General features: G+C 55.8%; 13 protein-coding genes. 2 read left to right on the top strand and 11 right to left on the bottom strand.

Features of this window, described 5'->3' with window-relative positions; genetic code table 11:
- The first annotated feature begins 83 nt into the window (after positions 1-83).
- Positions 84-1148, top strand: coding sequence for a class II fructose-bisphosphate aldolase (fba, locus tag VOI14_RS08005; protein ID WP_323751514.1), 1065 nt, complete (start codon positions 84-86; stop codon positions 1146-1148).
- Between the two features lie 115 nt (positions 1149-1263).
- Here the strand turns inward: fba and VOI14_RS08000 are convergent, their stop codons facing one another.
- The 7 genes from VOI14_RS08000 to VOI14_RS07970 form a co-directional block, all read right to left on the bottom strand.
- Positions 1264-2424, bottom strand: coding sequence for an alpha-hydroxy acid oxidase (locus VOI14_RS08000; RefSeq protein WP_323751513.1), 1161 nt, complete (start codon positions 2422-2424; stop codon positions 1264-1266).
- Positions 2425-2528: 104 nt separating this feature from the next.
- Positions 2529-3779 (bottom strand): NAD(P)/FAD-dependent oxidoreductase, encoded by a 1251-nt coding sequence (locus VOI14_RS07995; RefSeq protein ID WP_323751512.1) that lies wholly within the window; start codon positions 3777-3779, stop codon positions 2529-2531.
- Between the two features lie 277 nt (positions 3780-4056).
- A complete protein-coding gene (gene argE / locus VOI14_RS07990; RefSeq protein WP_323751511.1) occupies positions 4057-5208 on the bottom strand; it encodes an acetylornithine deacetylase in 1152 nt (383 codons plus the stop codon).
- A gap of 1 nt (position 5209) precedes the next feature.
- Positions 5210-5884, bottom strand: coding sequence for a DUF1028 domain-containing protein (locus VOI14_RS07985; protein WP_323751510.1), 675 nt, complete (start codon positions 5882-5884; stop codon positions 5210-5212).
- 98 nt (positions 5885-5982) lie between these two features.
- Entirely contained in the window at positions 5983-6801 is an 819-nt protein-coding gene (locus tag VOI14_RS07980) for an ABC transporter permease (protein ID WP_323751509.1), read from the bottom strand.
- Between the two features lies 1 nt (position 6802).
- Positions 6803-7657, bottom strand: a complete 855-nt coding sequence (locus VOI14_RS07975) for an ABC transporter permease (protein WP_323751508.1) — start codon at positions 7655-7657, stop codon at positions 6803-6805.
- Positions 7658-7752: 95 nt separating this feature from the next.
- Positions 7753-8778, bottom strand: a complete 1026-nt coding sequence (locus tag VOI14_RS07970) for a polyamine ABC transporter substrate-binding protein (RefSeq protein WP_323751507.1) — start codon at positions 8776-8778, stop codon at positions 7753-7755.
- Between the two features lie 366 nt (positions 8779-9144).
- On the opposite strand from VOI14_RS07970, the gene VOI14_RS07965 reads away from it, so the two are divergent.
- Entirely contained in the window at positions 9145-10125 is a 981-nt protein-coding gene (locus VOI14_RS07965) for a LysR substrate-binding domain-containing protein (RefSeq protein WP_323751506.1), read from the top strand.
- A 5-nt stretch (positions 10126-10130) separates the two neighbouring features.
- On the opposite strand, the gene VOI14_RS07960 is transcribed toward VOI14_RS07965, so the two are convergent.
- From VOI14_RS07960 to VOI14_RS07945, 4 genes are read right to left on the bottom strand one after another with little or no spacing between them, the layout of a single operon-like run.
- A complete protein-coding gene (locus tag VOI14_RS07960) occupies positions 10131-11063 on the bottom strand; it encodes a glyoxylate/hydroxypyruvate reductase A (protein WP_323751505.1) in 933 nt (310 codons plus the stop codon).
- Positions 11060-11509, bottom strand: a complete 450-nt coding sequence (locus VOI14_RS07955; protein ID WP_323751504.1) for a type II 3-dehydroquinate dehydratase — start codon at positions 11507-11509, stop codon at positions 11060-11062. Before VOI14_RS07955 ends, VOI14_RS07960 begins: the two co-directional genes overlap by 4 nt.
- A 14-nt stretch (positions 11510-11523) precedes the next feature.
- A complete protein-coding gene (locus VOI14_RS07950; RefSeq protein ID WP_323751503.1) occupies positions 11524-12138 on the bottom strand; it encodes a glutathione S-transferase in 615 nt (204 codons plus the stop codon).
- 32 nt (positions 12139-12170) lie between these two features.
- The gene (locus tag VOI14_RS07945) at positions 12171-13175 is read right to left on the bottom strand and encodes an NAD(P)H-quinone oxidoreductase (RefSeq protein ID WP_323751502.1); all 1005 of its coding nucleotides are present in this window, start codon (positions 13173-13175) and stop codon (positions 12171-12173) included.
- Between the last annotated feature and the right edge of the window lie 17 nt (positions 13176-13192).

Here is a 13192-nt window from a genome sequence, read left to right as displayed (position 1 = left end):
CGGTCAGTAAGTTTTAACGAGCCGCCAGATAAGGGCGGCGAAAGCAGAATCCCAACATCAAAAGTTAACGAAGGAGACAACCCATGGCCCTGATATCGCTGCGGCAACTTCTGGACCACGCCGCCGAGCATGGTTACGGTGTGCCAGCCTTTAACGTAAACAACCTCGAGCAAATGCGCGCCATCATGGAAGCCGCCGACAAAACCGATTCCCCGGTTATTGTTCAGGCTTCTGCTGGTGCTCGTAAATACGCCGGTGCGCCTTTCCTGCGTCACCTGATCCTGGCCGCCATCGAAGAATGGCCGCACATCCCAGTCGTTATGCACCAGGACCACGGCACCAGCCCGGCAGTCTGCCAGCGCTCCATCCAGCTAGGCTTTAGCTCCGTCATGATGGACGGCTCACTGGGTGAAGATGGCAAGACCCCGACCAGTTACGAATACAACGTAGACGTGACTCGCCGTACTGTAGAAATGGCGCACGCTTGTGGTGTTTCTGTAGAAGGCGAACTGGGTTGCCTGGGTTCTCTCGAAACCGGCCAGGCCGGTGAAGAAGACGGCATTGGCGCCGAAGGCACTCTGGACATGGAACAGATGCTGACCGACCCGGAAGAAGCCGCAGACTTCGTGGCGAAAACCCACGTAGACGCGCTGGCCATCGCCATCGGTACCAGTCACGGTGCTTACAAGTTCACCCGTCCGCCGACGGGCGACATTCTGGCGATCAACCAGATCAAAGCCATCCATGCCCGTATCCCGGACACCCACCTGGTAATGCACGGCTCCAGCTCTGTGCCCCAGGAATGGCTGAAAGTGATCAACGAGTTCGGTGGTGAGATTCCGGAAACCTACGGTGTACCGGTTGAAGAAATCGTTGAAGGCATTAAGCACGGCGTGCGTAAAGTGAACATCGACACCGATTTGCGTTTGGCAAGCACCGGTGCGGTTCGTCGCTTCATGGCGCAGAACCCAGCCGAGTTTGACCCGCGTAAATTCCTGAAGGCCACCATGGTAGCGATGACCGACATTTGTGTTGCTCGTTACGAAGCTTTCGGCTGTGCCGGCCAGGCCAGCAAAATCAAGCCGTTTAACCTCGAACAAATGTTCGAGCGTTATGAGGCTGGCGAGCTGGACCCTAAGGTTAAGTAAGCCTGCTGTGCAGCAGCCCCGGGTGTCTTGCCCGGGGCTGTGATTTCCCGCCTTGAATACCCCCTCCGAAACGCATTTTCAATTCCAGTGCCCGCGACAAGTTGCAGCGGTACGCTTAACAATTCGATATCCGATCATCCTTGAAAAGAATTGTTTGATCGACGTTTTGTATATCGGTTTTACCGCAAAATGCCATGGAAAGGTCGAGTTCGTTTCTGATGATCTGCAGTGCTGTCGCCACTCCCTTTTCGCCAAGGGCTCCCAATCCATAGAGCATGGCGCGGCCGATGTAGGTTCCTTTTGCACCTAGTGCCGTTGCTTTGAGAATATCCTGGCCGGAGCGAATGCCACCGTCGAGGTGGATCTCAACTTGCTGACCAACGGCGTCGACAATGGCGGGTAGCGCGGAGATGGAAGAGGGGGCGCCGTCCAGTTGTCGGCCGCCATGGTTCGAGACAACGATGGCATCTGCACCGGCTTCAACTGCACGCCGGGCATCTTCTGGGTCGAGAATGCCTTTGACGATCAGCTTGCCGCCCCAACGCTTTTTGATCCATTCGACATCTTTCCAGGACAAGGTTGGATCAAATTGCTCTTCAGTCCAATCCACCAGTGATGCGATATTGTCGACCCCCTTGGCATGACCAACGATGTTGCCGAACTGCCGGTTTTTGGTCGTGAGCATGCCCATGCACCAACTGGGTTTGGAGGCAATGTTCAGGATGTTGCTCAGGGTCGGTTTTGGCGGGATGGACAGCCCGTTTTTTATATCCTTGTGCCGTTGCCCGAACACCTGCAAATCCATGGTGACAACCAGTGCCGAGCACTTGGCGCGGCGTGCGCGTTCAATCAGGTCGGCGGTAAAGCTACGATCCCGGGTGACGTATACCTGAAACCAGAAGGGGTGTTGCCCCGTTGCTGCTGCCACTGCTTCAATGGAGCAGATGCTCATGGTTGATAGGGTGAAGGGGATACCGAAGGACTTTGCTGCCCGTGCAGCGAGGATTTCGCCGTCGGCATGCTGCATTCCGGTCAGGCCGGTTGGTGCAATGGCAACCGGCATGGAGACCGGTTGGTTCAGCATGGTCGTTTCGGTCGTGCGCCGAGTGATGTCGCAGGCCACGCGTTGTCGAAACCTGATACGTTGAAAATCCGTTTCGTTGGCGCGATAAGTGGATTCGGTCCAGGACCCACCATCGACATAATCGTAGAACATGCGGGGCACACGTTTTTTCGCCAGCACTCGCAAGTCTTCAATACAGGTGATCTCAGCCATAGATTGGCGCTACCTTTTGAAGCGTGGATAAAAACAAGCCGCTAAATCATGCGGATACAGCGGCTTGTGTGTGACGGGCTGGTGCGATCGCCTTTAGTGGGAGCTCAAGGCTTCTTGTAATTCATGTAACCGTTTTGAATGACGATGTGGTCGGCGATGTATTTTGCGTCATGCCAAACGCCGTAAATAAATGAGGAGGCGCGGTTGACCAGGTTCGGCAGGCCGAGAAAGTAGATGCCACTTTCGGCGCTGATGCCACGTTTGTGGAATGGCTGACCGTTTTCATCGAACGCATTCACCTGCAACCAGCTGTAATCAAACTCGAAGCCTGTTGCCCACAAAACGGTGGTGATACCAGCCTCTTCGGCGTTCAGGCTAAGGATTGGCTGTTTGAGGCAGTCAGGGTCTGGCAGCAGTTCCCAGGCTTCAGGTTCTGTCGGGAAGGAGAGCCCGTTCTGTTCGATGTAGGCGTCGGCCTCACGCAGAACATCAAAATAAGCCTCGTCACCGTCGGCGATATTTTTAGTCAGACCCTCTCGGAATTCGAGCACGCCCTCGTTCCAGGATTTGGTGATTCCTACCAGGTTGACACCCATATGAGCCAGTCGGCGGAAATCCACGGTACGGCCACCTTCGTAGCCGCTGACTGCAAACGCCACATGCTGCTTTTTCGGTGTGATCTTGACTTCATCCCACAGGCCCAGGGCTCCGAGCCACCAGACATAGTCACGGCCGCGGTAAGAGCGGGGCGGGCGATAATGCTCACCGACCGAGAGGTAGACTTTCTTGCCGGACTGCCGCAACTCTTCAGCGATTTGAGTACCGGAGGCGCCGGCTCCCACGACCAGCACGGCACCTTCGGGCAGTTGTTCCGGATTTTTGTAGCTAGAGGAGTGCAGCTGATGGATGCCGCTGCTCTCGGGAATGATATCCGGATATCTGGGGCGCTGGAACGGGCCGGTAGCGGCCACCACATTGTCGGCTTCGAAGGTGCCTTCAGAGGTGGTCACCGTAAAGCCGCGACGGCCCTCGTTGTTTACAACTTTGGTGACATTAACGCCGGTGCGAATAGGAGCATTCAGCATTTTCGCATAGTCTTCAAAGTAATCCGCCACACGCTCTTTCGGAGGAAATGCCTCCGGGTCCACTCCTTCAAACTCCAGGCTGGGAAAACGGTCATGCCAGGCGGGACCATTAGCCACCAGTGAATCCCAGCGCCCTGAACGCCAGCGTTCCGCGATCCGGCTGCGCTCCAGCACCACGTGGGGAACGTCCATCTGGGACAGGTGTTCGCTCATGGCAATTCCCGCTTGTCCCGCACCGATAACTAACGTGTTAATTTTTTCCACTGACATGTGAATATCCTAAAGGTGGTTGCTCCTGACAATTCGGCCGATGTGCTCGGTATCGCTAGCTGCTCGGGAAGGCCAAGAAACTCACAATACATCTCGCGTCGACAGGTAAAGTCTGAGCAAAGCTGCCGCTGTTGAACATCATGCAATTCGAAGCCAGAGCTTAGGAAAAAACAAACCGTGTTTTCCGGTTTCCCCGAGCAGGTCGAAAGATCGGCAGCCTTAAAGACGCCGCTTACTTTGTTCGTTCAGCGGAGGATGAATATTTGATTGAGGCAGATCAGGCGCGCAGTAGTTTGCTCAGTCGTGCCAGCATCGCGTCACAGGCTTCGAGTTGTTCGATGGTGATGAATTCGTCCGGCTTATGCCCTTGATCCATGCTGCCCGGGCCGCAGATTACCGTAGGGATGCCGATCGCATCATACAGTCCACCTTCGGTACCAAAGGCAACGGTCGAGAACTCCTCGGAGCCACAGATTTCCGCAACCAGTCGGGCCGCATCGCTTTCAGCATTGGTGACCAGTCCCGGATAGGATGACAATTCTGAAAATTGAATATCGGAGCTGGCATCCACGGCTTGCATTTTCGGCAACACTTGCTCAAAGGCGTATTGCTCCAATTGCTGCGCAACCTCTTTTGGGTTATGTGCGGGAAGAGCACGTATTTCGAAGTCGAAGCGACAATTGGCGGGGACGATGTTCAACGCCCTGCCGCCGCTGATGACTCCGGTCTGCACTGTGCTGAATGGCGGATCAAAGCGGGAATCGCACAGCTCCGGATTGCGAAGTTCCGTGCCAATACGTTTTAGCTCGCCGATGAGCTCGGCAGCATTCTCGATCGCATTGACACCTTCGGGTGCGTAGGCCGAGTGACAAGCCGCACCATAGACATCGCAGCGCATGGCCAGCTTGCCCTTATGACCCAGCACGGGCTTTAATTCGGTAGGTTCGCCGATGATGCACAGTTTCGGTCGATTGGCGCGCTGCTCCAGTGACTCCAGTAAACTCCGGACCCCCAAACATCCCACCTCTTCGTCGTAGGATAGGGCGATATGTACGGGTACCTTAAGCGGAGCTTCTTTCAACAGCTTGGGGACGGCGGCGAGCACGCAAGCAATATAGCTCTTCATATCAGCTGTGCCACGGCCGTATAGTTTGCCCTCGTGTTCGCTGAGTTTGAACGGTTCGAAAGTCCAGTTCTGTCCATCCACCGGCACTACATCAGTGTGACCGGACAGCACGATTCCCGGTCGATCATCCGGACCCAGCGTCGCAAACAGGTTTGCCTTGCTCCGCTCCTCGTTGAAAATCAGCTCGCAGGACACGCCGAGTTGATGGAGGTAGTCATGAACAAAATCGATCAGTTTAAGGTTGGACTCGCGGCTGGTGGTATCGAATGCGATAAGCTTCGACAAAATCTCTTTGCTGTTCATATTATCCGGCTCCGGGAACACCGTAACTAGGGGCCTCGGTAGGATCGAGGGCGCGAGTGATATAGTCTTGCATCTGCGGTTTGTAGTCGTCCCAGAGCTGGGCCAGCACATCAATTGGGTTCTCGTCTGCCCAATCCACACGCAGATTTACCACCGGCCATTCGACTTCGTCCACGATCATCATCGCGGCGGAGTGCACAGGACCGGCCTCGCCGCCGGCCGAAGCCGCTGCCTGCATGGCTGCGATCAGTCGGTCTGCCAGATCGCCTTCGCTGTTCTCAAAGGTTTCTACCAAGGTGCTGATGACGTTTTCGTTCGCCAGTATATTGCCGGCGCCCACGCATTGGGTCCCTTCAACGGCGGCGTGGCACCCCAGCGTTTCGCTGCCGCTGAAGTGAGCGGCATTACCTTGATGATCAAGTACCGTCACCTGCCGATAAGCGCTGTATGCATCGCCGGAAATTGCCTTGCTCAGAGCTTGTTCGGGCGACAGACCTTGTTCCAGCAGCGTGAGCACATCCGTACCCAGCGACGGCAGTGTGATGTTCTGTGTGGAAACGGCACCGACACCGGCGCTGAGCCAGGGGCAGCGTGCCCCCACTGCGATGCTGGAGGAGCTGATCGCAATACCGAGTTGACCTGTCTTGGCGCATCGCCCGACGATTGAAAAAGTCATATATGTCTATCCTTTTCTATTCCACTTGAGCGCCATAGGTATGGCTATGGCGCCGGGGGGGGTATTAAAAATTACCGAAATTCGGGTACTCCTCTGTGTTAGCGTGAAGCTTCCACATTCAGCACCCGTCCCAGACCCAAAAAGCGATTGGCCAAGATCAGTAGGGTGGCCGTGACGGCGATGTAGATTACTGAAATTGCGGCTAGCGTCGGGTCGGCAAACTCACGCACGTAGTTGTACATGGCCACCGGCAGGGTTTGTGTTGTTTGTGTGGTCACGAACATCGACGCGGTGAACTCGTTGAATGATAGGATTGCCGCAAACAGCCAACCACCGAACAGTCCGGGAATCATCAGTGGTATGGTCACTGTCCACACCACACGCAGCGGCGATGCGCCCAGGCTGGCCGCGGCATGCTCAAGACGTTGTTCCAGATTGTGTAATGACACAAACAGGCTACGCAGCACAAACGGTAACACCAGCAAGATATGGCAGAAGATCACCAGCGGATATCCGCGCCCCAGATCGAGCTGGGCGACCAGCATCAGTAGCCCCAGACCAATAGTGAAATGAGGAATGAACAGCGGTGACAGCAATATTGCTTCGAGCATGCGCTTGCATCGAAATTCGTAGCGGGTGATCGCAATGGCCAGGGTCGTGCCAATCACTACCGCAAGTGTCGATGCCCAGGCGGTGACAATGAGTCCGGCGTAAAAGCCCTCTTTGAAGTCGTTGTAACTTATGGCCCGCTCAAACCAGCGTAGCGACCAGCCCTTGGGCGGGAAGAACAGCACGGATGTGCTGCTGAACGAGGAGAGTGTTACTACCAGCGTTGGCAGTAGTACGAACATCAGAATCAGTAGCACGAGTAGACGGCCAGAAATTCCCAACCATTTTTCGTATTGTGAACTGGTCATATCAGTGGGCTCCGACACGTTGCAGTGAGTGGGTCATCCATTTAAATGTGGCCAGCAGCAACACGGTTAGTATCAGACCGACGATGCTCAGAGCGGCGGCAAACGGGAAATTCAACGATGAAAATCCGAGCTGATACACCAGTGTGGCAACGGTGCTGACTTTACCCCCGCCAATCAATTGTGGTGTCGCAAAGGCGCTGAACGTCCAGGCAAAAGCGGTGGTAAGACTGGCGACAATACCGGGGAGTGACAGCGGCAGGGTGATGGTTAGAAAGGCGCGAACGGGGCCTGCCCCCAAGCTGGTCGCAGCACGTCGGTATGCCGGATCGATATGGGAAAGTCCGGTTGCCAGCATCAGTACCATAATGGGCATCGTGACGTGAACCAGGGCCAATACCACGCCGGTCTGGGTGAACATCAGTTGTAGTGGCTTGTCGATCAGACCGATGGCAAGCAGGGCGCTGTTGATAAATCCGCTGTTGCCCAGAACGATGATCCAGGAATAGGTACGGACCACTTCACCCAGAAACAAAGGGGTGATGGCGATGATCAGAATGGTGGATTTCATCCAGCCGGAACGAGTGCGTACCAGAGCGTAGGCCAGTGGATAACTGAGCAGAAGTCCGAAGAATGCCGTCTTGATACTGAGCCAGGCGGTATTCACAAAGGCGTTGATATAGATGCTTTTGTACAGGTCCTGGAAGTTGCTGAGGGTATACCCGCCAACGTCCAGTGAGCCGGGAATATGTGCGCGTATGCTGTACTGAAGCACGGTCAGCATCGCGACCATCAGGCCGAGTGCTGTCAGAACTGAAGGTAGCACGAACCAGGGGACAAAAGCGGGTCTATGAGTCATGGGGCTTCCGTAAGAACAAGGACCATCAGGCATGGCTGAAATATGGGTTTACTGCGGAAAGGGCGCGAAGCAGAGCTCCGCGCCAGATCCTGGGCTTAGTGCGCCATAATGTTTTCCGAAAACCATTTGCGCCATTCGGCGGTTTTCTCGGCACGGAGTTTTGCATCGGTGTCCAGAGTTGCACCCCACTGTGCCGGGGTGGTCAACATGCCCGGTAGTTTGGCGATCTCGGGATCCACCTCTGCATTGTCCACAACTGGACTGCCGCGGTTGATTTTCGCGATATTGGCCTGAACCTCAGGGGACAGAGCGATATTCATGAACTGGTAGGCAAGGTCGGCGTGTTCGGTGCCTTTGTTGATACCCATCGCATCGACGCCCAGCACTCCGCCTTCTTTGGGCATTGCTAGTTCGATGTCCACGCCCTCGTCCATCATGTGGTAGGCGTTCATCGACAGCAGCAGCTGAACAGAGGTTTCACCAGTGGCAATCAATTGCTGGCTGTTGGCATCATTGGTGTAGAAAGCTTTGATGTTAGGAACCAGTGCCTTGAGCTTGTCCTGCCCCTGTTCCCAATGCTCGGCGTCTGTACCGGACAGCTTGGCAGAGACGGCAATGATGTGGCTTGGGTCCCAATCCGGGAAGGCGATCATACCTTCCAGTTCCGGACTCCACAGGTCATTCCAGCTGTCGAAGGTGATGCCCTCAGGAATCATTTCCGGGCGGTAGCCGATGGTATAAACGTAACCCCAAGCACCGATGTGGCTCGGGCTGAGCTTGGCCTGATCCACCAGGTGGCTGGCGTTGGGGATCTTGCTCATATCGAGTTCTTCAAACAGGCCGTCGTTGGTGTAGAGCCAGCCCACATGGGAGGTGGTGAATGTAACATCGCTCTCGGCGGTGCCTGCCAGCTTAGCCTTGTTCAATCGGTCGATGGTGCCACCGGTCACATATTCGACCTCAACACCGGTCTGCTTCGTGAACTCTTGCCCAATGGCTTTGTCGATCAGCTCCTTGAAGCTTCCTCCCCATGTGCTGACGATGAGCTTGTCGGCTGCATTGGCGTTTGTTGCTATCAAGCTGGCGCTCAACAGGGACAGTGCAATGGTTTTACGTAGCATGTTGATACTCCTAATGGGTGGTACAACGTTTAGCGTTATAGGTCTGCTGCAAAGAGAAGGCTGTCTGACTGTGCAGTTCATGCTCTCTACTGATGTTCGTCGCCCTGCTATGGGGCATGGCTCAAAGTGTCTTGATGCGGATCAATAATGTAATGGCGGGGGCGATGGGTAAAACAGGCTTTGCCGTTCTTCTGCGTCGGAATTCCTGATGTAGCCATTTACTGCTGTTTGGCGGGGTTTCTGTTAATCCTTATAGGCAGCGGGCGGGTGTTCGCTAGAGGCCATTAATCGATGGCGTGATCCTTGCTAAAGCCTTTTTAAACTTCATGCCTATGTGTATGTGTTGTCCATTCTTGGAGTGCCGTTATGCTTAGTCGAATAACTCAGCGACAGCTCGAGTACTTTGTTGCCTCAGGTGAAGCGGGAAGTATTCAGGGTGCGTCGGAACGTATCCATGTTTCCTCACCGTCGATCTCGGCAGCCATCACCCATATCGAATCAGAACTGGGTGTGCAGTTGTTCGTCCGTCACCATGCCCAAGGCATTTCACTGACGTTGGTCGGACGAGAGCTCGTGAAAGAAGCCAAGACGATTCTTGATCAGATGAGCAATCTCTACACCATCGCGTCGGAGTCGCTGAATACGGTGCGTGGTCCGCTGCGAGTAGGCTGCATGTCATCACTGGCACCAATGTTGACGCCGGAGTTGGTAGTCGGTTTCGGACGTGCGTTCCCCGGCGTTCGTATTAGCCAGGCTGAAGGTGATCACGAGGAGCTGTTATCAAAATTGCGTAATGCAGAGGTGGACATCGTTCTGACCTATGACCTTGTCTCCAGTGACGATACTGAGTTCCATCCATTGGCCCGACTACCGCCGTATGTCATGGTCGGAGAGAATCATCCACTGGCAAACCTGTCGGCGGTGACGATAAACGATCTTGAGACGCATCCGATGGTACTGCTGGATATTCCCAGCAGCCGAGACTATTTCCTCAGTCTGTTCCGCCCGGCTGGCGTGACGCCGAATATCGTCATGAGATCGAGCAACCTGGAGGTGATTCGCGCGATGGTAGCCAACGGTGTGGGCTACAGCATTGCCAATGTTCGTCCCAAGGCCAATCTGTCCCAGGATGGCAAACGGCTGATCCGCCTGCGCCTGGCTGGTGATCATCAGTCACTTCGATTGGGCTATGTAACGTTGAAAAATGTTCAGCACTCACGGGTGGTGAATGCCTTTGCCGAACGCTGCCGTATGTTTGTTTCCGAGCAGTACATTCCCGGAATGGCCGCGCCTAGTTTCTTTGATCCACATCCACATACGGTTCGATCGCTCAAGGGCGTGGCCTGATTCGATTAATAACCGCGGGCTGGATCGATCTGGTGCAACACGGTTTCACCACGATCCAGTCGCTGAATATTGTCAGCGATCTGTTGTGCCGCTGAAGCCGGAATGGCAACGGATGCGAGGTGAGGCGTGATCAGCACATTTTCCATGGCCCAAAGCGGATCTTCCGGTGGAAGCGGCTCACGATCGAAGACGTCCAGTGTGGCTTCGCCGATCTGACCGCTGGCGAGTGCCGAGGTCAACGCCTGTTGATCGACCAGTGCGCCACGCGCGACGTTGATAAAGCAGCAACCCTTTGGAAGCAGTGCCAGCCGGTCTGCGTTGAGCAGCCCTCGGGTTTGTGCGGTCAGCGGTAGCATCACCACTAGAATGTCGCTGTTGGCGAGAAACTCGTCCAGACGCTCCATTCCGTTTACGCAGATGACATTCTCCAGTTGTTTGGGTGAGCGTGACCACCCGCGTACATCAAACCCCTGACGAGACAGTTCTTTGGCCGCGAAGGTGCCTAGCTCGCCAAGCCCCAGTACGCCAACACGCACGCTTTCCGGAAGGCGCGGATGCAGGTAGTGCCAGCGGCGTTCGCGCTGCGCGCGCTCGAAGGCGGGTATGTCGCGAGCATGGCGCAGCACGGCAAACAGCACGTAGCTGGCCATCATTCGGCTCATGTCGGGATCGGATATGCGTGTGATAGGTACGGCTGGCAAGTCGTCGCGATTGACTAAGGAGTCAACGCCGGCGCCGAGATTGATTAGCAGTTTCAGGTTCGGGTAATGCACAAAGAAGCCGTGTGGCGGCTTCCAGGCCAAGACATAATGCACGCTGTCTGGATCTTCTACCTCCTCCGGGCGGCAGATGCGCAACTGCGGTAACCGCGGTGCCAGCAGGGCTTTCCAGTCATCAAAACTGTCGACCTGACTGTAGAATACCAGCGTTGAGGTCATGATGAAGCCTCTTCCAGTAGCTCGGCTACAGCACTCAGAGCCAGGCGGTAACCGCGCGCTCCGAGCCCTGCGATCACGCCGGTGGCGGCTTTGGATATATAGGAGTGGTGGCGAAAGGTCTCGCGCTTCCAGATGTTGCTCATGTGAGCCTCAATGATGGGGCCCTCAAATGCAAGCAGCGCATCCAGTATGGGGACCGAACTGTAGGTCAGACCGGCCGCATTGATGATGATGGCATCTGCGGACTGGCGAGCTTCCTGAATCCAGTCCACCAGCACCCCCTCGTGATTGCTCTGGCGAAACGCCAGTTCTAGGCCAAGACTCTCGGCATGTTGCCGGCATCCGGTTTCGATGCTGGCAAAGCTTTCGCTGCCATAAGTACCATTCTTGTCCAGACCATAGAGATTGGCATTGGGGCCATTGAGAAAGAATACGGTAGGGCTCATTGAGGCTCCATCAATCAGGTAAATGGACGGGTTTCGAGCATGGCAGGATGCTCATCAAATTCGGCGAACCAGTCAGCCGCTTGCGGATGGAGGGCGCGCCAGTCCAATTCGGGAAAGCGGAAGTCCAGGTAGCCCAAAGCACAGCCGAGTGTGATCAGTCCTAGATCATCGGGTGTGCGGCTGAGTTGCGGTGCCTGGGTGTTGATCTCGGTCAGCGCTGCATCGATCTTGGAGAACTGAGCCTGACGCCAGACTTCCCACTGCTTTTCCTCCGGGCGCACGATCAGCTCATAGCGGGCCAGAATTGCTGCATCCAGAAGGCCATCGCCCAGCGCCTGCTGGGCCAGACAAATCCAGCGAGCATTTCCATTGGCCGGGATCAGTTTGTGACCACCCTGAGCATCGAGATACTCACAGATTACGCGGCTGTCGTAGAGCAGGATGCCGTCGTCCGTGCGCATGGCGGGCACTTTGGCCAGCGGGTTGAAACGGGCGATACGGTCATCACGATTGACCGGATGGGCCGCAGATTCGAGTTTTTCGATCTGATCGGTAAGTCCCAGATAATGGGCTGTAGCCATCACTTTGCGAACATACGGGGATGTCGATGCGTAATACAATTGAAACATGAAAACTCCATTACGGGCGGCCTGTGGGTGTGCTAGTGAGGTTGCACTGTCAGTAGCACTTTGCCGATATTGGCGTTGTCTTCCAGTATCTGGTGGGCTTCGGCGGCTTGATTCAGTGGCAGTTGAGCATGAATCAGCGGGCTGACCTGACCCGATGCCAGCCAAGGCAGAAGCTGCTCACGAATAGCGGCGGCCAGCCGGGCTTTTTCCCGATCGCTTTTTGGGCGCAATGTTGAGGACGTGAGCGTCAGCCCCTTTTGCATTACCTGCAACAGGTCTACCTCGACATTAGCGCCCAGCAGAAATGACAGGCTGACGTGGCGACCGCCTGCTGCCATCGAGGCGAGGTTACGGGCTACGTAGCTGCCGCCAACGTTATCCAGCACCACATCGACGCCGCGGCCTTCGGTACATTCAGCCACCGCTGCGACGAAGTCTTCTTTATGGCGGTCAACCGTTCGCCAGACGCCCAGCGCCTTGAGCGCGGCGATCTTCTGATCACCACCAGCGCTGGCAATTACTCTGGCGCCGGCGGCGTGTGCGCACTGAATCGCAAAGCTGCCAACGCCGCTCGCAGCGCCGTGGATCAACAGCGTCTCGCCGGCTTTCAGACGGCCAAGCTCAAACAGGTTGTGCCAGACGGTGAAGGCGGCTTCCGGTACGCCAGCGGCGACCTCCAGCGGCAGATTTTTCGGTACTGGCAGACAATGTGCGGCTTTGGCGGTGCAAAAGTCGGCGTAGCCGCCACCGCTGAGAAGTGCCATTACAGCATCGCCCGGTGCGAAGTCAGTGACATCCGCACCGACTGCTGCGACGGTACCTGCTGCTTCCAGACCAAGAATATCGGTCACGCCGGGGGGCGGCGGCATGCCTGCGCGTTGCATCAGGTCCGGGCGATTGACTCCGGCACCGGCGACCTGAATCAGCATTTCATCAGCCAGCGGCTGTGGTAGAGGACGTTCAACCGAATGCAGAGCCTCTGGCCCGCCGGGCTCACGGGCAATGACGGCGTTCATGGTTGCGGGGCGTTGGCTCATGGCTGATAAGGCTCCGT

It is taken from the genome of Marinobacter sp. (genome assembly GCF_034669625.1).
Classification (GTDB): Bacteria; Pseudomonadota; Gammaproteobacteria; order Pseudomonadales; family Oleiphilaceae; genus Marinobacter.
Note: the sequence above shows the minus strand (reverse complement) of the source record. Positions and strands in the feature narration are given on the sequence as shown.